The sequence below is a fragment of the Streptomyces hundungensis genome (assembly GCF_003627815.1).
In the GTDB taxonomy this organism is placed as follows: Bacteria; Actinomycetota; Actinomycetes; order Streptomycetales; family Streptomycetaceae; genus Streptomyces; species Streptomyces hundungensis_A.
Genome location: NZ_CP032698.1, coordinates 676960 through 702109, shown reverse-complemented (window position 1 = coordinate 702109; position 25150 = coordinate 676960). Strand labels below are relative to the sequence as shown.

Below are 25150 nucleotides of genomic sequence, written 5' to 3'. Positions count from 1 at the left end.
CCTGCCTCGGTCCCAGCAGGATTGCGGTCATGACAAACGCACCGCTCGGCCGCAGCGCCGCATTCAAGGTCCTGACCACCGGTTACGTGGGCTCCACCGGCCCCGGGGTCGCCGCGACCGTTTCCTATGTCTCCGACGCGGGACGCCATGTGATCTTCGACCCGGGCATGGTGGCGAGCCGCGACGACATCCTGGCGCCGCTCGCCGAACTAGGCCTCGCCCCCGAGGACATCACCGACGTCGTCCTCAGCCACCACCACCCCGACAACACCATGAACGTGGGTCTCTTCGGCCGTGCCCGGGTGCACGACCACAAGGTGGAGTACCTGGACGACCAGTGGACGAATAGGGATGCCGAGGGCTATGAACTCACCCCGTCCCTGCGTCTGATCCGCACCCCGGGCCACAGTCCTGAGGACATCACGCTGTTGGCGGGCACGGACGAGGGCGTGGTGGCCTTCGCGGGCGACCTGTGGTGGCACGCCAACGGCCCGGCGGACGACCCGGTGGCCCCGGACCGTGAAGTGCTGCGCGCCTCCCGGCTGCGGGTGATGGCCACGGCGGACCTGATCGTGCCGGGCCACGGCAGCCCGTTCCACCCGACCGACACCACGCCGGTATGAGGAGGCGTGTCCCAGAGGGCTTCTCGAGCGAGGGCGCCACGCGAAGGCGTCGCGCGAGAAGCGGAGACGGGGGAGACGGGGAGGCGGGGGAGGCGGGGCATCGATAACCGCTGAGTTATCGATGGGCTCACAAAGTCCGCGTTGATCCCGCGGTGGCTCCGGAGGAGGCTGGCATGTGCCAGGAACGACGTGTGCGTCGAGTCCTGACGCAGCCTCAACAAGCCATTGACGCCCGGGAGTTGGACCTACGTGAGCGAGAGGCTCGACATGACCGTGACCCGCGTGGTGCACAACGCGCTGCGCAGGGAGTTGGGGAACGTCGCGCGGGCAATCACCGTCCACCGCGCAGGTTTACGGCGTGCCCTGCGCGCGGCCCCGGGCTGGTGGATGTTCCAGAGCGCCCTGCACGTACACCAAGCCGCCGAGGACGAGGCGTTGTGGCCCCCGCTGCGCCGAGCCCTGGCCGGTCGCCCCTTCGACCTGACACGGCTGGAGGCGATCGAGGCCGAGCACGCCGCTCTCGTCTTCCTCGTCGGAGCGGTCGACGACGGGCTGACCGGCGTCGCGGCCGGACCGGACCTGCTCGCGGAACTCGCCGACTGCCTGGTCACCGGCCTCGACAAGCACCTCGACCACGAGGAGGAGGCGGTTTTGCCGCTGGTTCAGGCCGTCTTGAGCCAGGAGCAGTGGGAATTCTTCGGCCGCGCCCACGCCCGGTGGATCGAACCCTGCGCGGCGCGGCTCCTGCCCTGGCTCCTGGACGGCGCCGACGAGCGGACCGCCGCCTCGGTCCTGGACCAGCTCCTGCCGAAGGACGCCCACCCCACGTATGCGCACCGGTGGCGACCCGCGTACGAGGCGCTCGACCTGTGGGGCACCGGAGACACCGTCGTCGTCACCTGACCGTGAGATCCGCACGGCCCATACTCCGCGAGCTCGCCCGCCTGGTCCCCCTGCCGGAGTCGCGAGGCGAGAGGGCGGAACTTTGTCCGGAGCGCCGACCCTGTCCACGGTCCCGTCGCGTGTTGACCCGCCGACGCGCAGCCACCCGGCACCGGGACCGGCCGACCGGCCAAACCCACGTCATCGCCACAAGAAAGGAAGGCCCGTTCCCATGTCACGAGAGTTCACGGTCGCGGCAGTGGACATCCGCCTGCGCGGTGTCGACTCCCTCGGCGACGGACCCCCGCTGCTCTTCCTCAACGGAGGGTTCTCCACGCGGCGGCAGTGGAACCGGGTCATCGACCGGCTGGGCGGCGGGTACCGGACCGTCACATTCGACGGCCGCACCAGCGGCGGCCCGGGCACTCCCGCGGAGTACGCGGTGCGCGACGCGATCGACGACGTGGACCGGGTGATCGAGGCGACGGTTCTGCGACGGCCGATCCTGGTCGGCTGGTCCCACGGCGCGACGATCGCCGTGTGTTATGCGGCGGAGTACCCGGAGGTCGTCGGCGGCCTGGTCCTCGTCGACGGCGCCTGCCCGGTGTCGGTGCTCGACGAGGCCGGTAAGGACGGCGTGCGGGAAGCGTTCCGGCGATCCGGTCGGCTCACCCGCGTCACGGCCCGGCTCGGCGGTGCACCGGGGCTGTCCCCCCGGCAGAGGGCGGAGGCCGTCATCGCGACGGACGAGGTGAACGGCCAACTCGCCGCCGATTTCGCGTCCTTGCGCTGTCCGACCGCCTTCGTCGTCGGGAGCGGTGGGCATCCCGAGGCGTCCCGCGAACGGACGCGCATGCTGCGGGCCGCCGCGCGGGCCGAGGCGGACAACGCCCAGGTGACCGTGTTCGCCACGACGACCGCCGGACGTCCTGCGCACGTCCTCGCCCGGGACGCCGACCTCGTGGCCGCCGCGATCCACGAGGTCGCCCGGCGGACGACACGTCTGGCCGTCCGATGAAGGGCCAGTCCACTCGGCAGTCGGCGTACCGTCGCGGGCGCGAGCTTCGGGCCGCAGGCGTAACCGGGCGGCCCGGACCGCCATCCCGGCACCATCACCGAGCACCGCGGCAGCGCGTCAGAACTGGAACGCGCCGAGTTCGCGGACCGTGTCGGCGAGCGCCCGGATCGCCTCGTTCTCGCACTCGGTCCGCCATATCAGGACGTAGGACAGGGCGGCCAGGTCGGGGACGGGTATCCAACGGATGTTCGCCATGCCCCAGTGCCGGGTGACGTGGCTGGGGAAGCCGTGGATGGTGTCGCCCATGCCCACCTGGTTGATCAGGTCCTCGGCGTTGGTCGTGGGCCGGCCGCGCTCGATCATCCGGCCCCGCGGCGTGTTGAAGGGCAGATAGCCGTCCTCCCAGTAGTCAGGGATGCCGGGCGGCATGGCGTGCTGAAAGTCGGCCAGCGTCTCAAGGCGGACCGAGGTGCGCTGCGCGAGTGCGTGGTCGGCGGTCACGGCGAGGATCCGGGGGTCCTTCATCAGAACCGGGCCGATGGTGAAGTCCGGCTCCTCGACGGGCAGCCAGACGACCAGGACGTCGAAGTCGCCGTCGCGGAGCCGGCCGAAGGGGTCGATGTACACCAACTGACGGATCTCCAGCTCCCACTGGGGATACCGCGATCGGAAGGCTTTCCAATAGAAGTGCAGGTCGGCGACGTTGAACGGCATCATGCCGATGCGGAGGCGGCCCGTGACACCGCGGGCGGCGAGCCGGGCGCGTTCCACGGACGCGTGCAGGCCCGCGTAGACCGGCTGAAGGTCGTCGCGCAGTTGGCGTCCCACTTCGGTCAGGCGCACGGTGCGACTGGTGCGCTCGAACAGCGCGGCGCCGATGCGTCGTTCCTGCTTCCGGATGGCCTGGCTGACCCGGGCCTGGGAGACCCGCAACCGCTCGGCGGTCCGGCCGAAGTGCAATTCCTCGGACAGCACCAGAAAGATCTCGATGTCACGCAGCTCCATGATGCCCCCGTGTCCCACCCCACGCCCCCGCGGCCGTCGAGCCCCGGAAGTATATGGCGATCGTTCGCCATGGCTGAAACACTTCATCTCGCTCGTCAGGCGCCGTTCGTGGCCGGCGCCGTCGCGCCCCGGCGGCCGGTCGAGCACCTGCCTCAACTGCGCTGATGCGGCGGGGACTTGATGAGGCTGAGGCCTGTTGGCGGGTTTCTCCTTCCCTGAAGAACACCAACCTGCCCGACGCGGCCGGCCCACGACCGCGAGATTCACGACCGCGAGACCCACGCCATTGCCAACCTCGCCCACCACGACGGTGAGGCATCTGAAAGAGGAGAAGAGCGCCGATGACCGACGCGGTCCTGGCAGATGCCGCCGAGCGGAGACCCGCCGACCTCAGCGGTCGGAACGATGAACGCGAGCTTCTCGACGGGCTCTTGCGGGGAGCCCGGGAGGGCCGGGGTGGGGCCGTTGCGCTCCTCGGGGAGGCCGGATCCGGCAAGACGGCGCTCCTCGACCGGTGTGCCGCGGCGGCGGGTGGAGCTCGACTGTTGCGGTGCGCGGGCGTCCAGTCGGAGGCGGCGCTGCCGTACGCCGGTCTGCAAGTGCTCCTCCGTGGCACGCTTGATCGACCCGGCCGCCTGACGGAGCGTCAGTTGACGGCCCTGCGTGGGGTGATCACCCTGGATGCCCCGCCCGCCGGGGACCGCTTCCTCGTGGGAGCCGCGACGCTCGGCCTGCTCGACGAGTTGGCCGAGGAACGTCCGGTCGTGGTTCTGGTGGACGACGCGCACTGGCTGGACCTGGAGACCGTGGACGCGTTGCTGTTCGCGGCCCGCCGGCTCGGGATGGGGCGGGTGGCCATGGTGTTCGCCGCACACGAGGAGTCCGCGGTCTTCGACGGTGTGCCGGGCGTGCCGAATCTGCGCCTCGGTCCGCTGTCCGACGCAGAAGGAGCGGCCCTGCTCGCCGGCCGGGCGCCCCACCTGCACGCTGCCGTGCGTGACCGCATCCTCGGGCTCGCGCAGGGCAATCCCCTCGCCCTGGTCGAACTCCTCGGGGCTCTGACGACGGCCCAGCGGGAGGGGAGCGAGCCGTTGGACGCACGGGAGATCGCCGTGCTGCCGGCCTCGTGGCGGGTGCGGCGCATCTTCGACGAGCGGATCCGCGCGCTGCCCGGGCCGACCCGTTCGCTGCTGACGGTCGCCGCCGCGGACGACACGGGGGACGTGGCGCTGGTGGTGGCGGCGGGGGAGCGGGTGGGCGCGGCGGCCGGGGACTTCGGGCCCGCGGAGGCGGCGGACCTGGTGCGGGTCTCCGGGCAACGGCTGACGTTCCGGCATCCGCTGGTGCGGGCCGCGGCGTACCAGGGGCGGTGCTGAGCGAGCGGACAGCCGCTCACCGGGCGCTCGCCGAAGCGACGTCGGCCGCCGGAGACCTGGGCCGCCGGGCCTGGCACCTGGCCGCGGCCACCGTCGGCTACGACGAGGCGGTCGCGGCCGAACTGGAGCGCAGCGCCAAGCTGTTCCGCTCGCGGGGCGGCCGGGCCGCGGTCGCCGCCGCCTATCGACGGGCCGCGCGGTTGACCGAGGACCGGGAGGCCCGGTCGCTGCGCCTGGCCGCGGCGTCGGCCGCCGCGGCGGAAGCCGGACAGGCGCCGCTCGCCGAAGCGCTCGCCGACGAGGCGGGCCCGGTCAGCGGCCCCTCGGCGGCGGCCCGGATCGCCAGCGTGCGGGCGGGGCTTGAGCGGGAGCGGGGCCGCCCGGAATCGGCGCGGCTGCTGCTCGTCGAGGCGGCTTCCAAGGTGGCGGCGCGCTGCCCCGCCAAGGGGGCGCGCCTGCTGTTCGAGTCGGCCACGATGGCCTGGGACGCGCCGGACCCGGTCGCGGCGGCCCGGGACACCCGGGCGCGGGTGGCAGGCCTGGACTTCGCCGGGCACCCCGTACACCGGGGCGCGACGGGAGTGCTCGACATGCTGACGGGTGATCCGGTCGGCGGGGCGGCGGCGATACGGGAGTTCGCCGCGTACGTCGTGCGGACCCGGCAGGAGCGCAGCCTGACCGACCAGGTGCGCCTGCACGGCTGGGACATGCTGCTCGGCGAGTACCGGACGGTGCACGACGAGGCCGTGGCCCTGGAGCGGGAGTGCCGCGAGGAGGGCGCCGTCGGGGTACTGGCGCGGGTGCTGCTGCGGCTCGCGCGCCTGCGGCTGTTCCTGGGGCGGCACCGGGACGCGTACACGACCGCGATCGAGGGCCTGGAGATCGCTTGTGACACGGGTCAGCGCCATCTCGCCACCATGCTCAGCGGCGTCCTGGCGGTGCTGGCAGCGCTCGACGGGCAGGAGCCGGACACTCTGGAAGGACCGAAGGGAACCGAAGGACCGGGCGGCGGATACCGGTGGGATCCCGCCGGGCGGGCGGGGGAGCCCCGGGGTCCCGGTGTCGAGCCGATCCCCATCTGGCTGACCAGGGCACAGGGCCTGCTGGACCTCGGGCTGGGCCGCTACGACGTGGCGATGCAGCGTTTCATCGGTCTGACCGGCGGCCCGCACCGCCACCTCATGCTTTCCGTGCACAGCCTGCCCGATCAGGTGGAGGCCGCCGTGCGGATCGGCCGCGCCCCCGACGCCGGGCCGGCCGCCGACCGGTTCACGCGCTGGGCCCAGGCCACCGGGACCGCGTGGGCAGGCGCCGTGGAGCTGCGCTGCCGGGCCCTGCTCGCCGCCGACGACGGGCGGGCGGAGGAGCTCTACGAGCGGGCACTCGCCGCCCACGAGGGGGACGGCCGCCCGTTCGAGCAAGCTCGTACCCGGCTGCTGCACGGGGAGTGGCTGCGCCGTGCCAAACGCCGGGCCGCGGCCCGGGAGGCGCTGACCGTGGCGCTGGAGTCGTTCGAGCGCATGAGGGCGGCCGCGTGGGCGGACCGGGCCCGCACGGAACTGCGGGCCGTCGGCGCCGCCCCGACTGCTCCTTCGGCGGACGTGCACCGCGTCGACCGGTTGACCGCGCAGGAACTGAGGGTCGTCCTGCTCGCGGCGACCGGCCTGAGCAACCGTGAGATCGGCGCGCGCCTGTTCCTCAGCCCGCGCACGGTCGGCTACCACCTGTCCAACGCCTACCCGAAGCTCGGCGTGACGTCGCGGGCCGCCCTGGGAGCGCTCGAACTCGGCTGACGCCCACTCAACCGCCATCCCTTGAAGCCCTGTTGAGCCCGCCCATGCGGTCGGCCTCGTCACCCGCACAGGCCGGTAAGGCACCCGGTCGTTCGACGGATCCGCGATCCGGGCGCGTTCCCTACGGTTCTCCTGTTCTGAAACATCGACTCCTCCGGCACATCGACCTCTGACACATCGACTTCCGCAACATCGACTTGGGACGGTTCATGAAGGTTCTGGTACTCGGCGCCACCGGCTACATCGGCTCCGCGGTCGCGTCGCAGCTGACACGGGAAGGCCACGACGTGGTGCCCCTGGTGAAGAACAAGGCCGCGCATCCGGAGACGGCGGTGCGGGTCGGGGATCTGACGGACCCCGCGTCACTGCGCGCCGCGGTGACGGACGACGTGGACGCGGTGGTGAACCTGGCCACGCCGACCGGCGACGAGGCGGTCGACACCGCCGCCCTGGAGGCGCTGCTCGCTCCGCTGCGCGGCACGGGCCGGGCGTTCATCTACACCAGCGGCGTCTGGGTGCTGGGTGCCACGGGGGACACCGCCCTGACCGAGGACGCCGACACCGACCCGATCGCCATCGTCGGCTACCGCCCGCGGATCGAGCGGCGGGTGCTGGCCGCCGCCGAGGACGACGTACGAGCCGTGGTGATACGCCCCGGCATCGTGTACGGGCGTGACGGTGGCATCCCGGGTCTGATGACCGGGTGGGCCAGGGAACACGGCACGGGTCGCTACGTGGGGCCGGTCACGACCCGCTGGCCGATGGTGCACGTCGACGACCTAGCCGAGCTGTACGCCCTCGCGCTGACCAAGAGTGAGTCCGGCGACCTCCTGCACGGCGTGGCATGGGAGTCCGTCCCGGCGGCCGCGATCGCAGCCGCAGTCGACATCGCCGCGGGCGGCACGGGCCGCGCCGAGCCGTGGCCGCGTAAGGAAGCCGCCGAGACGCTCGGGGAGCCGTTCGCCGAGGCCCTCGCGCTCGACCAGGTGGTGTCGGGACGCCGGGCCGTCGAGGAGCTGGGCTGGCGACCGAGCCGACCGTACGTCCTCACCGAGCTCGCCGGAGGCAATCGTGGCTGACACCGCCGTCCTGACGACGACCCCGATCTGCCGCACCTGTGGTACGCAGTACGCCGCTCCGCGCCCCGACTGCCCGGTCTGTCTCGACGAGCGGCAGTATGTGGGTCCGGACGGCCAACAGTGGACGACACTGGCCGAACTGCGCGAAGAGGGCCACACCGGCCGCTTCGAGGAGCAGGGCCCCGGTGTGCTCGGCATCGGCGTCACCCCGCAGTTCGCCATCGGCCAGCGGGCCCTTCTGCTGCGTACCGCCGCCGGCAATGTCCTCTGGGACTGCACCCCCTACCTCGACGACACCATGGTTCGGGCCGTCGAGGAACTCGGCGGCATCGACCACATCGCCATCAGCCACCCCCACTTCTACTCCTCCATGGTGGAGTGGGCCCACGCCTTCGACGCCCCGGTCCACCTCCACGAGGCCGACCGCCAGTGGGTCGGCCGCCCGGACCCGGCCGTGCGCTTCTGGAGCGGCCGCACCCTCCACCTCACCGACGAACTCACCCTGATCAACCCGGGCGTCCACTTCCCCGGCAGCGCGATCCTGCACTGGAGCGCCGGTGAGGGCGCCCTCTTCACCGGCGACGTGGTCAACGTCTGCCCGGACAACCGCTGGGTCACCCTCATGTACAGCTACGCCAACCACATTCCGGAGCGCCCGCACGCGGTTCGCGCCGCCGCGGAGCTGCTCGCCGAGTACCGCTTCGAGCGGATCTACGGCGCCTGGTGGAACCGAGTCGTCACCTCTCAGGGCAATGAGGTTCTGGCCCGGTCCGTCGCACGCTATCTCCGCTTCGAGCAGGAGACGGTCCCGGGCACCTGACACGTACGTCGTTCCGGGGGACTGACGACGGGGACCTGCTGCACGTTCGGCCGCACCACGGCTCGACCCTCAGCCACCGACCTGACCGGCGGCGGTGGGGGCGCGTTAATTGCGGTGCGGCTGAGCGCGGGGTGTCGTAGCGTGGACGGGTCCCTGTGCCGCGGTGGTGGTGGCAGGGGCCCGATTTCCTGTTCCGTCTGCGTCGATCCCGAGGTGACGTCCTATTAACCAGGCCATGTAGTCGTCCGCGTTCCCCACGTGCTGTCGTGTCGCACGTGTTCGGGGGCGGACGTCGCGTCGGCCTGAGTTGCGTCACCCCCCGTTGTTCGTCTTTCCCCGGGTGCAGCTCTGCCATCTGCCCCGGGTTTCGTGCTTTCCGGCCCCGGCGCGGCTGTCGGCAGGGCTCCCCGATTCCCCCGGATCAGGAGTTTCCCGTCGTGTCTTCCTCCGCGCTCGACAGCGAGCCGCAGCACACCACCAAGCACCCGACCCGACGCACACCCGGACCGTCGAAGACGGGCTTGGCGGCCCGCATCGCCCTTGTCGTGCTGCTGACAGCCGAGCTCATGGACATCCTTGACCAGTCGGTCGTCCTGACCGCCCTTCCCGCGATCCAGGAATCGACCGGCGCCGGACCAGCCGCGGTGCAGTGGCTCACCACCGGCTATTCCCTGCCCGTCGCCATCGGGCTGATCACCGGTGGCCGCCTCGGCGACCTCTACGGCCGGCGCAGGGTCCTCCTCACCGGCACCGTCGTCTTCACCGTGGCCTCACTACTGTGCGGCCTCGCCACCGGGCCCGGCGTGCTGATCGGTGCCCGCTCCCTCCAGGGCGTGGGAGTGGCCCTGATGATCCCTCAGATCCTGGCCACCCTCCACGTCACCTTCGCGGGGCAGAACCGCAGCAAAGCCTTCGGTCTCTACGGAGCCGTCCTCTCACTCGCCAACGTCCTGGGACCGGTGATGGGCGGACTGCTCACCGAAGGTGACCTGTACGGACTGTCCTGGCGGCCGATCTTCCTGATCAACGTGCCCGTCGGCCTCGCCGTCATTGTCCTGGGGCGCCGCTTCATCCCCGAGTCGACGGCCGGGACGGCCCGCCGGCTCGACCTGGCCGGCATGGTGCTGTCCGCACTGGCCATGATCCTCATCGTCTTCCCGCTCACCGAGGGCCATCTTCGCCACTGGCCGCTGTGGTGCTTCGCCCTGCTCGCCGCCGGCCTCCTCACCCTGGGAGCCTTTCTGCGCCACCAGCGGCGCAAGCAGAACAACGCCCCCCTGCTGCCCCTCGCCCTCTTCAGGGACCTCCACTTCTCCGGCGGCACCGCCGCACAGGTGGTGCACGGGCTGCTGTGCGGGCTGTTCTTCATGACCTGGACCCTCTACCTCCAACGCGGCCTGGGCATGAGCCCCGTCCACGCGGCCGTCGCCTTCGTGCTGCTCTCCCTCGGAGAACTGGCCGGCGCGACGATCGCGGCGAAGAGCGCCGGGCGTTTCGCGCGACGGCTGCCGCAGAGCGGAGCCCTCATCGCGACCGCCGCGATGGCCGCATACGGCCTCCAGGCGGAACGGAGTCAGGGGGATCTGACCCTGCTGGCGATGACCACCCCGGTGGTCCTGATCGGTTTCGGCCTCGGCATGGTCAGCGGCCCCCTCGCCGACATGTCGCTGGCCAGGGTGGAGCACGAGGACGCCGGGGCCGCTTCGGGCCTGTTCAACACCGCCATGCACCTGGGCATCGCCCTCGGCACCGCGCTGACCGCCCTGGTGTACTTCGCCACCACCGGCGGCTCACCCGACGCCGGACTCAACCGCGACGCGTTCATCACCGTGCTGTGGTGGGTCGGCGGCCTCCTCGCCCTGCTGTGGGCCTTGTTGTTCTGCCTGCCCAGGCGAGCCGACAACCACGCCGACTGAACTCCCCGCCTGTATACGTCAATTACTCCGCCCGGCGGCCCCACCGGCGAGGTCATGCTCTCTGGTCGAGTTGGCCGGCGCCATGGCCGGAAGGGTCAGGAGTCGAGCAGTGCCTGGGCGATGGCCGTCTGCTCGGGATCGAGTGCGACCGCGCCGTCCTCGATGTCCCAGAGGCAGTTCTGGAGGACACGGCCCAGCGTCCACCCGGCCGCCCGCTCCCGGTCCAGACCGACGACTTCTGTCATCAGGTGGAAGCGATGGCGTACGGCACGGGACACGTCTGCGGTGGCGGTGACGTCGTCCCACCGGTTTCGCAACGCAGGCAGCAGCTCGAAGCCGGGGTCACCGGCAAGGGGTTTGGGATCGATGGCGAGCCAGGGAGACCGTCCCGCAACCCGCGAGGAAGGGAGTGGAGCGAGAACGTTGTCGTAGTGCAGGTCCCAGTGCAGCAGCCGGTCGCCGGGCTCGTCGAGCAGTTCCCTCATCGCCGCCGCACACGTAGCCAGCAGTCGTCGTTCGGAAGGGGCCGCGAGAGAGCGCGAGTAGGAGGGGACCTGGTCGAGCATGGCCTGAGCGATGTCGGCCAGTGGCCGCAGGCCGGCGGGGGCCGGCACCGTGGACAGGTGCGCCAGCAGCTCGGACAGCCGCTCCAGAGCCGCTGTACCGTCGGGCACCGTCGCGAGCGACCGGGCGGGGTCGAGACGTTCCAGCAGCATGACCCCGGAGTCCGGTGCGGCGTTGAGCAGTTCGACCGCGTGGCGGCCGCCCCAGACGCGCAGGGCGACGGGCTCGTCCCGTGTTTCCTCGTCGACGGGCTGGACCTTGAGTACCGCAGGCGAGGTGTCCGCCTGAAGCACCGGCAGTACGAGTGCGACGGCCCCGCGCATGGGCGGCCCATCGAGCCGCAGGTTCCAGCGGTCCAAGAACTCCTTGGCGAGCGTCGGCAGGGCGGCGATCCCGGGATCAGGCATGACCGCACACTACTGGTCAGCCGCAGACTACTCGTCGCACTCATCAACTGACCACGCTGGAACGGTGGTTGACCGTTGACCTCTTCGCATGGCGAGGCGCGCCGGCCGATGGCGGTCGATGTCCACCGGCCGAAGGTGACGAGCGCGGTTCACTGCGGCTGTCCGTGCGAGGACGGTGTGCTCGGGCGTGGGCCGGGCACGGAGTCGTCGTCCGGGAGGCTCGTGTACTCGGCGGCCTGGGCCAGGAACATGGCCCGGTAGCGACCGTCGGGGCGGGCCATCAGCTCCTGGTGGGTGCCGGACTCGATCAGGCGCCCCTGGTGCAGGACGTGGATCGTGTCGGCGTGGCGTACCCCGGACATGCGGTGGGTGACCAGGACGACCACGCGGTGGGGTGAGGCCAGAGCCCGTACGCGCCGGAACGCTTCGATCTCGGTCTCCGGGTCGAGGGCGGAGGTCGGCTCGTCGACGATGAGGACGCTGTCCGCGTCCTGAGTGACGGTCCGCCGGTGGGTGCGGCCGAGACCGATGCGCTGCCACTCGCCCCCGGACAGGTCCGCAGCACCCCGGAACATGCGCCCGAGAAGCGTCTGCCAGCCTGCCGGGAACTTTTCCCACAACCGGTCGGCGTCCGCGTGCCGCAACGACTCCATGAGCCCGTCCTCGGTGTGCTGGTGCTCGGGCCGCCCGATGCGCAGGTTCATCGCGGCGGTCAACGGCCACCTCTGGAAGTCCTGGGTAAGGACGGAGACGCGGCTGAAGACGTCACGCCGGTCGACGTCGCTCAGGTCTTGGCGACCGAAGCGGATCGTGCCGGTCCCGGGGCTCACCAGCCCCGAAAGGACCTTCATCAGCGTGGACTTGCCGGATCCGTTCTCGCCGACGACCGCGACCACCCGGCCCATCTCCAGCCGTAGCGACACCTCGTGCAGCGCCTCTTGCTCTCGGTCGGGATACCGGTAGGAGACCTTCTCCAGCTCCACCGCGCCGAGCCGACACGCGAGCGGGGCGCCGCCGGAGGGGAGCGTGCGCGTGGCGGCACCGGTCACGAAGTTCTCGTGATCGCGGACGTACAGGGCTTCCTCGTTCAACTGGTTCAGGTTCATGACGAGGGAGCCGAGCGACGCGGATCCGGACCGGATCGCCAGGATCGCGGTGCCCGCCACCGCGAGGCTCATCCACCCGGTGGTGATCATCCCGTACACCGCCGCATACGTCAGTGCCGTCGCGAGGCCGGACAAACCGGCGGCGACCAACTCGATCATGGCCTTGCGGGTCGCGAGACGCCGCTGCTCGGACTCGGCGCTCTCCGCCATCTCCTCGTACTTGATCAGCAGATAGGGCCCGACCTGGTGCACCCGGACCTCCTGCGCCGCCGTCCGCTCGGTCAGCAGATTGCCGATCAGCCGGGAGGCCCGGACGTGCTCGATCCATGTGAGCCGGGAGACGTAGCGCTCCTGGGCGACCCGCATCGCCCCCCATGCGCGCGGGGCGGCGATCAGCAGGAGCATCGGCAACAGCCGCACGTCCAGGACGCTCAACACACCCGCCGCCGACACGAGGCTGATCACCCCGTTCAGCGCCGCGATGCACGCGGAGATCATCCTGCGGGAGGCGTCCACCCCGAACTGAGCCACATCCATCAACCGCTTGAACTGCGGATCCTCGATCGCCTCCAGCTCCACCTCGGCCGCGGCCCGCAAATACTGGACGGTCGCGATCCGCTCCACCAGCGGCTCCAGCCGCCCCGCCCGCGACGTGGACAGCCCCGCCAGCAGCGACCGGACCACCGCGGCACAGGCCCCCGCCATGACCGCCGGCAACGCTTGATGCAGCCGCTCCGACGCGCTCCCGCCGCCCAGCAGCGCGTGCATGACCGAGTTCACGATCAGCAGCCCGACGGCTGCCGCGATGCCCTGACCGATCTCCGCGATCCCCAGCACCACCAAACCCGACCGGTCCGCCCGCCACGCTCGTCTCACCGTCGCCCCGACCAGACGCGGCATCGACCGCAAGGCCGACAGCAACGTCACTTCCACACGCGACCGTTCGTGCTCAGACCACGCCGCGTCGTAGCGCAACGCCCCGCCGAACAACTCCTCTTCCGCCGCCGAGACGGCCGGCTCCGTCATCCGCGCCCGCCACAGACTCATCGACAACTCCCCGAGCGCACACGGCCGGAACCCGCCGCACCGCACACCGAACAGGCCGCGCGACCAGGGTGCTGTTCGAGACGTCCGCTCCGTACGGGGGCGAGGCAGAGCACATGCATGGAGGCCTCCAGCGAGGTGGGTGAGGGGTGCAGGGCGACAGCTAAGCGCATCCGACGGGTACCGATGTGCGTTTTGAAGAGCGGACCAGTGAAAGCCAGTTCGATGAAAGGCCGACGGCCCAAGTCCCGTACGGGCAGGCCTAGTTGAAACCCGCTTATTCGAGTACCCGGCACTTGGACGGCTCGCCCGCGCGGTGCTCTTTCGGTCATCTACGGCGTGGTTCGCGCCGCGACGACGCACCCCCTGAAGCGTGACCCGCCCCGCCGCGCTGGGTCCACACATTGACCGGTTTCACCGCACCTCGCCTGCGAATACCGCTCGGACGTGCCAGGCTGACCATCGCCGACTGCGCCGCGAACTGCCCGAGACGGAGACACACATGGAGACGGAATTGGTCGGTCGTCTGGAGGAGGCGGCGACGCGTTTCGTGACCCCTTTGCGTATGAACGAGGGGTTCGATGAGCGGGCGCTCCTCCAGCTGCGTGAGGAAATCGATCGGTGCGGGTCGGCGTGGCGGGGAGCAACCCATGTACCGAAGCGTGCGGCGTTGATCCTCGCCGAACTCTCCCCAGCGATCGAGGCTTGCGCCTGGCTGTACGAAGGGGACGTGCGTCAGCGGATCCAGGAGGCCGGGGTGATGCTGTCCGAGGCGGTGATCGCCGCTCTGGACTGAGTGCCTTCCGCGCTACCGGGCCGCGTACCCCAGGCGACCCGTCCGCCCGTCCGGCAGGCGTCCGGGGTGCGACGGAGCGAGACTTGACCGCAACCCGTGCACGGGCGCGGAAATCCGGCGGTAGGGAGGGGCGGGTCACGGTGCGGGATCCGGTGCCTCAAGGCGGGGCGACGACGAGCGGGGACCGGCGGGCTCCCGGACGTTGGGCTCTGCTGGCGGCGACGGTCGGCAGCGCGGTCGAGTCGTTCGACTGGACGCTGTACGCCCTGTTGGTTCCTTATTTCTCAAGCCAGTTGGTCGCGCCGGGCGCCGGGGGAGTGCTGGTCGCGTACGGGGGGTTCGCGGTCGGCTTCCTTGCCAGGCCGCTGGGCAGTGTGCTGTTGGGCAGATGGGGAGACCGCAAGGGCCGGCGGGTGGCGATGCTGGTGTCCATGACGGTGGTGGCAGCCGGCTCCTTCGCCCTCGCGGTGCTGCCCACGGCCGCTCGCCTGGGAGCGGGTTCGGTCGTCGTGCTCCTGGTCGGGGTGCGTGTCGTCCAGGGCCTGGCCCTGGGCGCGGAGAACGCGACGGTTGCCGCGTACGTGAGCGAGACGGCGCCGCGCGGGCGGCGGATGCTCTACAGCGGAATCTCGTACGGCGGAGTGATCGCCGGCACCGCCCTCTGCTATCTGGTGTTGGCCGCCCTGCTCGCCCAGCTCGGGCCGGAGGGGCTGCGTGAGGGCGGGTGGCGGGCGGGATTCGCCGCGGGCGGCCTGCTCGGACTCACGGCCCTTCTCATCCGCGGCTGGGCCGCCGAATCTCCTGAGTTCCTGGCTCGGGCACGCCGTGAACAAGGCGACCCGCCAAGGCCCGTGCGTAGCTCTTGGCGCGCTGTCCGGCGCAATGCGGCCGCCGTCTTCCTCATGACCGCCGGGCTCACCTGCGGCTACTACCTGACGGTCACGTACTTGCCGCAGTACACGGCACACACCACCGGGACGTCCGGGGCGCAGGGGACCGCGCTGCTGATCGCACCGATCCTGGTCCTGCTCGTCGCCATGGCCGCGATGGGGGCCCTTGCGGACCGGATCGGCGCCCGGCCCGTCTTCCGCGGCGGCCTGCTGCTGACCATGCTGGCCACGATCCCGCTCTATGCGGCGATAAGCGCAGAGCGCCTGACGCCGTGGATCGCGGCCACCCTCCACCTGGCCTGCCTGGCCGGTCCACTGGCCACCGCGAACGTTTTCTTCGCGAGCCTCTTCCCGGTACGGGTGCGCGTGGTGGCTCTGGGCCTTCCCCTGACCCTCTCGATCGCCTTGTTCGGCGGCACCTTTCCCCTCGTGGCCGAAGCCCTGGCCGAGGCCGGCCACATCGGGCTCGTGCCCTGGATCGCGAGCGCCACGGCCGCGCTGTCCCTGACCTCGACGTGGCTGATCCGCACGCCCGAGACGCACGAGCAGGACGAGCAGGATGCGCAGCACGGGCACGACGGGCAGAACCGGCCGATGAGCAGAGCCGGCCCGATGAGCCGGACGAGCGGTACGGATCGATCGAGCAGATCGGGCACTGAGGCCGGGCGCACCGGACGTTCCGGCCCCGGAAGTTCCTGCCCCGGCCGTCCCGTACGGCCGAACAGATCATGCGCAACGCCCTCTACGCCCCCCGTACCACTTGCGCCCCCAGCGCCCACTTGGTTCCCCGCTGGAGTCCGGCCCTGCCGGGGCTCCGGGAGGTATGGTCCGGCCCGCCAGGAGCAGGAACCAGAGTCCGACGGACAGCAGATGCAGCCGCTGGGCAACACCTTGGCCACCCGGGTGGCCAAGCAGGGGGCCCACCGTGGCGACGGCCGCGGTGAGGGAGAACGCGAGCAGCCATCGCCCCCAGCGGTGGACGCGAAGGTGGCCTGCCGGGCCGCGAGGGCCGTGCGCGCGTGCGTCCGCGATGAACAGGACCATCGAGGCGAACAGCGACACATGGACCAGTGCGCTGGTGGTGGTGTGCCAGGCGTGGACGGGAGCGCACTGCGCGTCGACGGACGGTGCGCACTGCATCGGCACCAGCACGTCGAGGATGGAGAACGAAGCGAAGGCGACGATCGCAGCCCACCCGGCCCGGGCAAGAGTCCTTTGGTCGTCCCGGTACGCGCACAGCGCCGCGAGGATGAGCAGGCAGGCGCAGAGGAGCTCGATGCCGCTGAAGAGCACGCGGTGGGGCTGATTGGCGGCGAACGTTTCACTGACGTACGAGTTGGCCTGGTCCAGACCGGTCGGGACCAGGAATTGCAGCAGCCAGTCGTTGTACGTCAGGGCGGACACGGCCAGGAGCAGGAAGGCGACGGTACGCCGCCGCCCGGCGCGAGGGCCGTCCGGCACAGGGCTGGGGCCGTCGCTGCCGGGGTGAGGTAGGGGTGCGTGGTGGCGGCCGGACGCCGGCTCACGGGTCATGTAGAAGGAACTACCCCCCGGCTCGGGTGATCGCCGGACGTGTCATCCGTACGGGTAGTTGAACGCCCGGGCCACATGGTCCAGGCGCCCCCGTTCTCCCTCGCACCCGCACGTGACGGAGACCCGTCATGCCGGGCGGGCAGCGAACCGCATCGGCGAGGGTGTGGCGCGGCCCGAGTACCGCGGGAGACGTCCCTGAGTCAGGCGGTCGTCTGTTGGACGAGGTGGTCGACGACGTCCTGGTAGCTGTGGCGCCGACGATAGGCGGCTCGCTGTCGGTCGGCTCCGTTGCCCTGATCGGCTAGGCGTTGGCGCGCCAACTGCACGGTGGCGAGGTCGTCGGGGGGCAGCCCGGGCAGGGCCGTGTTCCAGAGGTGGTCGAGATGGCGGGTGGCGGGCTGGAGCCGACCGGTGGTCAGGTCCATGCTCTGGCCCCGGATGCCGTCCCGCGCCGCGCGCCAGTACGCGGCCCGGAGCAGTTCCACCTGGGGGCGCGGCGCGGTCCGTCCGTCGCGTACCGCTGTGAGGGCCGCGATGGCGAGGCCCTTGACGGCGGCGGCCAGGAGGAGCGTGTCGTCCGGGGTGGGGGCGGCGTCGGCGACCCGTACTTCGAGGGTCGGGACGTGGTGGGAGGGACGGATGTCCCAGTACACGCCCGCGCGGTCCAGCAGGGTCTGGCTGGTGAGGAGTGTGCTGACGAGGTCCTCGTACTGTCGGGGGGACTCGAAGTAGGGCGGTGGCCCGGCCACGGGCCAGCGGCCCCAGGTGAGGGTGCGCCAGCTGTCGTAACCGGTGTCCTGGCCGTCCCAGTAGGGCGAGTTGGCGCTCAACGCGATGAGTGCCGGAAGCCAGGGACGCAGGTGGTTGCTGACGGCGAGCGCGGTTGCCAGGTCGGGGATCTCCACGTGGATGTGGCAGGCGCACACGGTTTGTTCGTGGTCCAGGGCGCGGAACGTGGCCAGGCTCTGCGCGTAGCGTTCGCCGGCGGTGAGCGGCAGGGGAGTGTGCTGGCCCAGGACCGGAGTTCCGGTGGAGACGATGCGCAATCCCAGGCGGCCGGCGGCCCGTGCCACGGCGTGGCGGGTGTGACGCAACTCCTCGCCGAGCGCGCCGAGGCTGGTGTGGGGCCGGGTGCGGACCTCGACCTGATAGCGGGTCAGTTCGGTGGTGACGCGGGGGCCGAGTTCGGTCGCCGCTTCGGCGACGACCTTGTCCGCGCGGGTGCTCAGCTGCCGGGAGATCGGGTCCACCACGAGGTACTCCTCCTCCACACCCACCCGCACCACGGGCGGACCGGCGTGACGGGAAGGGGAGGGACTGTCGACCGGGGCAGCGTCGGAGAGGGATGTCCGCTTCTCGCTCGTCATGGTCACCAGTCTGTCGCTCAAGGTGACGAGAGGTCACGAGAGGCGGCGCGCGTTGGCCGGAAGGCGTCGAGGGGGGCGCGGGCTAGGGAGCGTCACGTCTGTGGGCGGTGTCCTGTCTGGTTCTTGCGGGTGTGCGGAGCGCCAGCACGGCGACGTCGTCGTCGTTGTCGCTCGGGCGGACCTGCTGGAGAAGTAGATCGCAGAACGATTCGAGGGGGCGGCGGGCGAGGGCGGCCGCGTGGCGGCGGAGCCGGTCCAGGCCGTCGTCGATGCAGTGGTGCGGCGATTCGACCAGGCCGTCGGTGTAGAACATGACGGTGCTGCTCGGCGGCAGGACGGTGACCGCATCGGGGCGGGGCGCGTTCGATCCGGCCCCCAGCAAAATGCCGTGACCGTCGGTGAGGTAGCGGGCTTGACCGTCGTGCTCGACGAGCAACGGCGGAGGATGGCCGGCATTCGTCCAGCGCAGTCGCCACAAACCGTCGTCCCCCATGGCGAGGGTGCCGAGGATCATGGTCGCCATGGGCACCTCGGCTATGTTTTTCAGGGCTTCGTCGAGTTGGGCGGCGACGGCGCTGGGCGCGTCGCGCGGCCGGGACCAGGCGAAGGCCCGCAGCATGTTGCGTACCTGCGCCATGCCCGCGGCGGCCGTGAGATCGTGCCCGACGACGTCACCGATGACCAGGGCATGGGTGCCCTCGGTGAGGGCGAAGGCGTCGTACCAGTCTCCGCCGACGTAGGAGGCGTGCGGGGCGGGCACGTATCGGGCCGTCATCTGGATCCCCGGTACCCGGGGCAGCTGGGGCAAGAGGTGGCGTTGCATGGTCTCGGCGACCTTGCGCTGACGCTCGTACAGGCGCGCGTTGTCCAGTGCCAGACCGGCGCGGCGGGTGATGTCCTCCAGGAGCGGCAGGTCGGTGGAGGTGAAGGCGTCGGGCCGTTCCGCGCGTCCCAAGGTCAGGGCTCCGAGCACGTTCCGCAGGCCCCGGATGGGCGCGATGATCGCGGAGTGCATCCCGGTCTCGGTGAACAGGCGAGCTTGTTCGACCGCGATCCCGGAGTCGGGAGGGCCCTGATAGGTGGCCGGCCCGGCCAGGGAAGACGCCGCTCCACGCAGAGCCCGCGAGAGCGGCATGGGGGAGTCCTCCAGCACGGGGGGCATGGGACCTTGCAGGTCCTCGCGCTCGATCAGAAGACCTTCCTTGTGTTCCACCACCAGAGCACGCCGTACTTCGTCCTGCTCCGTGAGCAGATCGATCACCGCCCAGTCCGCGAGCCGCGGCACGGTGAGGGATGCCAGGCGACGCAACGCGTCGTCCACATCCAAGGTGGAGGTCAGCTGCGTGGTCGTCTCGGCCAGCAGCGCCAGGCGGTCCAGCTCCGTCAGCCGGCCCGCATGGACATCGCCCATTTCGTCCAGGGTGACGGCATCCGCCTCGTACAGCACCACCCATGCGCCGCTCTCGCCCGAGCTCGACGTCCACGGGGTGCTGAGCCAGGAGAGCTGGACGAGAGCGCCGTCCTTGCGGACGAACCACTCCTCCTCCCCGTGCTGCGTGGCGCCGGCGAGAAGGGCCCTCCTCAATCGGCAGCGCACGCGCGGCACGGGGTGCCCGTGACTGTTGCGGTGCAGCAGGTCGTGCAGGTCCTGTCCCTGGAACTCCTCGGCGCGGTAGCCCAGCATGCTGTGCGCGGCGGGGTTGCTCGAGACGATGCGGCCGTCGATGTCGATGACGATGACAGCTGCCCGCACGACCTCCGAAGCCGTGCCGAGCAGCGCGTCCGACACCGCGGCAGGACCTGGATGGGAGGCGCCCCCAACGTCGTGACCCGTCATGTCCATCTCCCTAGCTGGCGAAAGCCGCCCTGCCACACTTGCCCGCAATGCAGCCACGCAGCCGTCAGTGGCGCGAGACGATCGCCGCTCCCAGCAAGTGTGCCAGGGCGACAACTCGCCAAACCGTGTCCGGCGACTCAGTTGTGCGCGGCAGCGCCCTCGGCACGGGGCAACCCACGGCGTGGGACCGCCCGGGTTCTCCTCGGAGCTGTCCGGGACCTGACGAGTGACGGGGTTGAGGAGGCCGCCCATCGCGGGGAACGGGGGTCAGCCCTGGCGGCCGGGGAGCATGGCCAGGGCCTGGGAGCGCTGCGCGACGAGGGCGTCGTAGGTGCCGTCGCGCTCGGCCCAGCGGTGCATGAGGACGCCCTTCACGAGGATCTCGTGCGGGGTGGGGTCCTGCGAGAGCAGGTGCATGACCTCGGTGGCGAAGTCGTCGAGCGGTAGCGCGTGCGGGTTCACCTTTTCCTGTCCTGCCGTGGCGACGGCCGGGGGGACGAGCTCGACGACACCGACGCCGGTGCCGTCGAGCTGCGCGCGCAGTGCCTCGGAGTAGGCGTGCACCGCGGCCTTCGAGGCGGCGTAGCTGGGCATGGGCGGGAACGGCAGGAAGGCGATGCCGGAGGTGACGGTGATGAGGGTGCCGCCGCCCCGCCGGATGAGGTGCGGGGTGAACGCGTCGACGACCCGGATGGTGCCGAGCAGATTGGTGTCGATCGTCGTTGCCGCCGCCTCGAAGTGCGCGGGGTCGCGCAAATCCTCAAGGAGCATGACGCCCGACATCGTCACCACGGTGTCCAGTTCGGGATACCGGGCGAGGACGGCGTCGCGGGCCGATGCGACGGAGGCACTGTCGGTGACGTCGATGGTGATCTTGCCGAAGCCTTCGTCGGCGAGCTCCGTGAGTGCCTTGGGGCTGCGGCCGCCGACGGCCACGGTGCTGCCTGCCGCGGCGAACCGCCGGGCCAGCTCCCGCCCGATGCCCGAGGTCCCGCCGACGATGAGAACGGTGCGGTTGGAGAGGTCCACGCGATCTTCCCTTCAGTCCAGGGCGCCGACGGCGTTCAGGCCCACGGCGCAGACAGTGATGCTCTCCGTCTCTTGGGAGACGGTGCTGTCGCAGTCTTGACGGCATCCACCCGGGCGCGGCAGTACCCCCGTCTTCCCTGGTCCTGCCAGGGCCCCCGCTGAGTCACGTGCACCGCATTACGGTGTCGATATGAAGGATGAGGGATCCGGTAACCGGCTCGGCAGCTACCTGCGCGCTCGACGGCAGCTGGTCTCCCCGGCGCAGGCAGGACTACCGCCCGGCGGCCACCGCCGTGTGCCGGGCCTGCGCCGTGAGGAGGTCGCCCTGCTCGCCGGAATCAGCCCCGACTACTACCTGCGGCTGGAACGGGGCCGCGACAAGAACCCCTCACCGCAGGTTCTCGAATCGCTCGCGCGCGTCCTGCACCTCGACGACATCGAACGGGCCTATTTGCTCGGCCTCGTGGCAGCACGCCCGAGGGCTCCGCGTCGCAAGCGGCCCGAACACGTACCGGCACGGGTGCACGAACTGCTAGCCCACCTTCAGATCCCCGCGTTCGTCGAAGGGCGGGCGTTCGACGTCCTGGCCTCCAACCCCATGGCCGTCGCGCTCTCCCCCCGTCTGCGGCCAGGCCAGAACCGGCTGCGTTCTCTCCTCCTCGACCCCGAGGAACAGGCCTTCCAGCAGGACTGGTTGAAGGCCACCGCCGATTTCGTCGCCGCCCTGCGCACCACCATCGGGGACGACATCGACAACCCCCGGTTCGTGGAACTCGTCGGAGAACTCGCGCTGTCCAGCGAGCGGTTCCGGAGCCTGTGGGCCCGCCACGACGTCCGCGGTCTCGACGGAGGCACGACCACGATCAACCACCCCGTCGTCGGTGAACTGCGCCTCCACCGCGACAAACTCACCATCGACGACGTCATCCTGGTCCTGTACTACCCCGACAAGGACAGTGACAGCGACGAGAAACTGCGTCTCCTCGCCGCGCTCTCACTCACCGAGTCCGCCGGCCCGGCACACGACCGCTCTGCGGGCGATCCGCGCTAGCCCGGGCTTGTTCTTGAATGAGTGCTCATGTATTTTCGTGTCATGCCCCGACCGCGCGAGTTCGAACCTGACGCCGTACTGGACCAGGCCATGCTGCGGTTCTGGCAGCAGGGCTATCGGGCCACCTCCATCGAGGATCTCGTACGGGCGACCGGGGTGAAGCCCGGCAGTCTCTACGGCGCGTTCCCCGGCGGAAAGCGCACGCTGTTCCTGAAGTCGCTGGAGCGCTATTCCACGTTGGTCGTCCCGCGGAAGCTGGGCGAGTTGACGGCGCCCGGCGCCTCGATGGACGCGCTGCGCGGCTACTTCGACGGGCTGGTGAGCGACCTGCTCAGTCCGGAGGGCCGTCAGGGGTGCCTGCTGGTCAACACCGCGATCGAGAACGCGGCCGAGGACGACGAGGCCGCCGCTGTCGTACGGGGTCACCTGGCCCGCCTGGAACAGTGCATGGCCACCGCCCTGCGCAACGCTCGCGACACCGGGGAAGTCCGCGTGTCGGTGGATCCGGTGGCCAACGCCAAGCTCTTGGTCGCGACGTGCCAGGGCCTAATGGTCGTGGGCAAAGCCAACCCTGACGAGACGGTGCTGCGCGCCATCGTCGACACCGCCTTCGCCGTCCTCGCCTGACCGTCTCCCCTCGGGCCACCGCATGTCATGCCGGTGGCTCGTTTTTCGGCCCAGTAATTGAACGCCTATTCAAGAATGGACCTCACAGCCATGAAGGCCATAGTCATCTCCGCCTACGGCGCCCCCGAGGCACTGCACATCACCGAGCTGCCCGACCCCGTCCCCGCGCCCGGTGAGGTGCTGATCCGGGTGAAGGCCTTCGGCCTCAACCACGCCGAGGTGTACATGCGCGCAGGCGCCTGGGGTGAGGTCGCGGCCGTCCCGGGGATCGAGTGCGCCGGATGGGTCGAGTCCGACCCCTCGGGTCAACTCGCCCCCGGCACAAGGGTGGTGGCGATCCTCGGTGGTATGGGACGCACCCGAAACGGCAGCTACGCCGAGCTCGTCACCGTACCGGCCACCAATGTGGTGACGGTGAACTCACCATTGGATTGGCCCGAGTTGGCGGCCGTGCCCGAGGTCTACGCGACGGCGTGGCACGGATTGTTCGGCAACCTCGGCCTGCGCCGCGGAGAGCGGGTCCTGGTCCGGGGCGCGACGTCCTCCCTCGGCCAGGCCGCCGTCAACCTCGCCGTCGACCACGGCGCGAGCGTGCTGGCCACCACCCGCAACCCCGCACACGCGCCGCTCCTGAAGGAACTGGGCGCCGAGCGCGTCCTCATCGACGACGGCGACCTGGCCGCCCAGGTCCGTAGCGGCGACCACGCCGTCGACGCGGTGTTCGACCTCGTCGGCAACAACGTCCTGCGCGACTCCCTGGCCTCGGTCCGCCCCCGCGGCCGGGTGTGCCAACTCGGCTTCCTCGGCGGCTTCGAACCCGTACGGGACTTCAACCCGATCGCCGACCTCCCCACCGGCGTGCAGCTCAGCTTCTTCGGCAGCGCGTTCGTCCTGGGCAGCCCCGAGTTCCCGCTCACCGACGTACCTCTGGACGCGATCTACGCCAAGGTCGAATCAGGAGCCGTGTCCGCTCGGCCCGTCCGCGTCTTCCGCTTCCACGAGATCGTCGAAGCCCACCGGGTCATGGAGGCGGGGGAGGCGCTGGGCAAGATGGTGGTGATCGTCGACTGATGCGCTCCAGGCGGGCGCAGGCCCCAGAGTGAGGGGCCGGCGTCCCGAGGCCCGAGGGGGTGACGCCTCCGACGGGAGCGGGCGGATACGCGCACGCAGGCCTGCGCTCATGAGCGGATCCGAGAGGGCGTTCGGAATCGGCGCCTATTTTTGGGCGCCCCTGCCCGCCCCTGCCTGCCCTGCCCGCCGGTGCAGACGGCCGAAGGTGCAGGTAGGGCGCGGAAGCAGAGAACGTGTCGACAGATATTCTTCGCACAGATAATCTGTCCGAAGACGAAATATCCAACCCGTCCGAACCAGGAAGAGTGACGTACTCATGTGGACGTATGAGCACAGCATCGAGACCGACGCCGCGCCCGAGGCGATCTGGGGCCTGTGGGCCGATGTGCCGAACTGGGGCGACTGGAACGCGGACATCGCGAACATCCGGATCAGTGGCCCCTTCGAGGCGGGCGCCGAGATCGTCATGACGCCGGCCGGGGACGACCCGGTGCACTTGCTCGTTGCCGAGACGGCTGTGAACGAACTGTTCGTGGACGAGGCACGTTTCGACGGGCTGCTCCTGCGCACCACCCATCGGCTCGACCAGGGCGAGAGCCTGCGCACTCAGGTGACGTACCGGATGGAGATCACCGGGACCGGGGCCGACGAGGTCGGCCCGCAGATCGGCCCGGCCATCACCGGGGACTGGCCGGACACCATGGCCGCCCTCGTCCAGCTGGCGCAGGCCCGATGACCCTCAAACCCGGCGACAGCCCCGGCTTCCTGCTCTGGCACGCCACACTGCGCTGGCAGCGCGACATCGCCGCGGCTCTCGGTCCCCTGAACCTCACCCACGTCCAGTTCGTTCTGCTCGCCTGCACCTGGTGGATGAACACCCACGACGAACATCCCAACCAGCTGACCCTCGCCCGTCAGGCCGGCACCGACGTCAAGATGACCTCGCAGGTGTTGCGCGCCCTGGAGACCAAGGGGCTGATCGAGCGCGAGGTCGACCCCGGCGACACCCGTGCCAAACGGCTGCGCGTCACCAGCGCCGGAGCCGAACTGGCCCCGCGCGCGATCGCGGCCGTCGAGGGCGTCGACGCACGCTTCTTCCAGCCCGTGGCGCACGGCGACGCCGTAACCCTGCTCGGCCGCCTCGCCAACCCGGAAGGCTGAACCCTTACGCAAGGTGCCGCCACGGCGGGACGAGACAGCGGGGGAGTGGGTGCTTCCGGCGGGTGCACCCGTGACCGTCCCGGCCCGTACGGGGTACTGACTTGTACGGGGTACCGAGGAGAAAGGGTTGAGGCCGGTGAAGGAACACCGCGGAG

At 70.6% G+C, this 25150-nt stretch carries 20 protein-coding genes and 2 pseudogenes; 15 read left to right on the top strand and 7 right to left on the bottom strand.

The window, feature by feature from the left end; all coding sequences use genetic code 11:
• The first annotated feature begins 29 nt into the window (after positions 1–29).
• From DWB77_RS03185 to DWB77_RS03175, 3 genes are all read left to right on the top strand, one after another.
• Positions 30–623 (top strand): MBL fold metallo-hydrolase, encoded by a 594-nt coding sequence (locus DWB77_RS03185; protein ID WP_120719770.1) that lies wholly within the window; start codon positions 30–32, stop codon positions 621–623.
• 249 nt (positions 624–872) lie between these two features.
• Positions 873–1526 carry a hemerythrin domain-containing protein gene (locus DWB77_RS03180; protein ID WP_246033384.1) on the top strand — a complete coding sequence of 218 codons (654 nt, stop codon included), beginning with the start codon at positions 873–875 and terminating at the stop codon, positions 1524–1526.
• Positions 1527–1737: 211 nt separating this feature from the next.
• Positions 1738–2523 (top strand): alpha/beta fold hydrolase, encoded by a 786-nt coding sequence (locus DWB77_RS03175; protein ID WP_162952387.1) that lies wholly within the window; start codon positions 1738–1740, stop codon positions 2521–2523.
• Positions 2524–2640: 117 nt separating this feature from the next.
• On the opposite strand, the gene DWB77_RS03170 is transcribed toward DWB77_RS03175, so the two are convergent.
• Complete coding sequence (locus DWB77_RS03170; protein WP_120719768.1) at positions 2641–3528, bottom strand: LysR family transcriptional regulator; 888 nt, start codon at positions 3526–3528, stop codon at positions 2641–2643.
• Between the two features lie 341 nt (positions 3529–3869).
• Here DWB77_RS03170 and DWB77_RS03165 point away from each other — a divergent pair, with 341 nt between their 5' ends.
• From DWB77_RS03165 to DWB77_RS03145, 5 genes are all read left to right on the top strand, one after another.
• Entirely contained in the window at positions 3870–4904 is a 1035-nt protein-coding gene (locus tag DWB77_RS03165; RefSeq protein WP_120719767.1) for an AAA family ATPase, read from the top strand.
• Positions 4898–6697 carry a helix-turn-helix domain-containing protein gene (locus tag DWB77_RS39230; protein WP_120719766.1) on the top strand — a complete coding sequence of 600 codons (1800 nt, stop codon included), beginning with the start codon at positions 4898–4900 and terminating at the stop codon, positions 6695–6697. Before DWB77_RS03165 ends, DWB77_RS39230 begins: the two co-directional genes overlap by 7 nt.
• A gap of 209 nt (positions 6698–6906) precedes the next feature.
• A complete protein-coding gene (locus DWB77_RS03155; protein WP_120719765.1) occupies positions 6907–7776 on the top strand; it encodes an NAD-dependent epimerase/dehydratase family protein in 870 nt (289 codons plus the stop codon).
• Entirely contained in the window at positions 7769–8596 is an 828-nt protein-coding gene (locus DWB77_RS03150; protein WP_246033383.1) for an MBL fold metallo-hydrolase, read from the top strand. The genes DWB77_RS03155 and DWB77_RS03150 overlap by 8 nt, the downstream gene beginning before the upstream one ends.
• Before the next feature lie 437 nt (positions 8597–9033).
• Positions 9034–10512, top strand: a complete 1479-nt coding sequence (locus DWB77_RS03145) for an MFS transporter (protein ID WP_120719764.1) — start codon at positions 9034–9036, stop codon at positions 10510–10512.
• Between the two features lie 95 nt (positions 10513–10607).
• Here the strand turns inward: DWB77_RS03145 and DWB77_RS03140 are convergent.
• Positions 10608–11468 (bottom strand): annotated as a pseudogene (locus DWB77_RS03140) (aminoglycoside phosphotransferase family protein); the annotation flags it as partial.
• A 164-nt stretch (positions 11469–11632) separates the two neighbouring features.
• Positions 11633–13636 carry an ABC transporter ATP-binding protein gene (locus tag DWB77_RS03135; protein WP_120719762.1) on the bottom strand — a complete coding sequence of 668 codons (2004 nt, stop codon included), beginning with the start codon at positions 13634–13636 and terminating at the stop codon, positions 11633–11635.
• Positions 13637–14135: 499 nt separating this feature from the next.
• Between DWB77_RS03135 and DWB77_RS37565 the strand changes: the two genes are divergently transcribed.
• Positions 14136–14429 carry a hypothetical protein gene (locus DWB77_RS37565; protein ID WP_162952386.1) on the top strand — a complete coding sequence of 98 codons (294 nt, stop codon included), beginning with the start codon at positions 14136–14138 and terminating at the stop codon, positions 14427–14429.
• Between the two features lie 140 nt (positions 14430–14569).
• A pseudogene (locus DWB77_RS38705) lies at positions 14570–15868 on the top strand (MFS transporter); the annotation flags it as partial.
• A gap of 177 nt (positions 15869–16045) precedes the next feature.
• Here the strand turns inward: DWB77_RS38705 and DWB77_RS03120 are convergent.
• The 4 genes from DWB77_RS03120 to DWB77_RS03105 form a co-directional block, all read right to left on the bottom strand.
• Positions 16046–16852, bottom strand: coding sequence for a DUF998 domain-containing protein (locus tag DWB77_RS03120; protein ID WP_120719760.1), 807 nt, complete (start codon positions 16850–16852; stop codon positions 16046–16048).
• Between the two features lie 200 nt (positions 16853–17052).
• The gene (locus DWB77_RS03115) at positions 17053–18219 is read right to left on the bottom strand and encodes a carboxylate-amine ligase (protein WP_120727292.1); all 1167 of its coding nucleotides are present in this window, start codon (positions 18217–18219) and stop codon (positions 17053–17055) included.
• A gap of 82 nt (positions 18220–18301) precedes the next feature.
• Entirely contained in the window at positions 18302–20056 is a 1755-nt protein-coding gene (locus DWB77_RS03110) for a SpoIIE family protein phosphatase (protein WP_120719759.1), read from the bottom strand.
• A gap of 267 nt (positions 20057–20323) precedes the next feature.
• The gene (locus tag DWB77_RS03105) at positions 20324–21085 is read right to left on the bottom strand and encodes an SDR family oxidoreductase (RefSeq protein ID WP_120719758.1); all 762 of its coding nucleotides are present in this window, start codon (positions 21083–21085) and stop codon (positions 20324–20326) included.
• Positions 21086–21275: 190 nt separating this feature from the next.
• Between DWB77_RS03105 and DWB77_RS03100 the strand changes: the two genes are divergently transcribed.
• From DWB77_RS03100 to DWB77_RS03080, 5 genes are all read left to right on the top strand, one after another.
• Entirely contained in the window at positions 21276–22136 is an 861-nt protein-coding gene (locus tag DWB77_RS03100; protein ID WP_120719757.1) for a helix-turn-helix transcriptional regulator, read from the top strand.
• A gap of 42 nt (positions 22137–22178) precedes the next feature.
• A complete protein-coding gene (locus DWB77_RS03095) occupies positions 22179–22763 on the top strand; it encodes a TetR/AcrR family transcriptional regulator (protein ID WP_162952385.1) in 585 nt (194 codons plus the stop codon).
• A 90-nt stretch (positions 22764–22853) separates the two neighbouring features.
• Positions 22854–23834 carry a zinc-binding dehydrogenase gene (locus DWB77_RS03090; protein WP_120727290.1) on the top strand — a complete coding sequence of 327 codons (981 nt, stop codon included), beginning with the start codon at positions 22854–22856 and terminating at the stop codon, positions 23832–23834.
• A gap of 316 nt (positions 23835–24150) precedes the next feature.
• On the top strand, positions 24151–24570 hold the full coding sequence (locus DWB77_RS03085; RefSeq protein WP_120719755.1) for a polyketide cyclase: 420 nt from the start codon (positions 24151–24153) through the stop codon (positions 24568–24570).
• On the top strand, positions 24567–24995 hold the full coding sequence (locus tag DWB77_RS03080) for a MarR family winged helix-turn-helix transcriptional regulator (RefSeq protein ID WP_120719754.1): 429 nt from the start codon (positions 24567–24569) through the stop codon (positions 24993–24995). The genes DWB77_RS03085 and DWB77_RS03080 overlap by 4 nt, the downstream gene beginning before the upstream one ends.
• Positions 24996–25150: the final 155 nt, after the last annotated feature.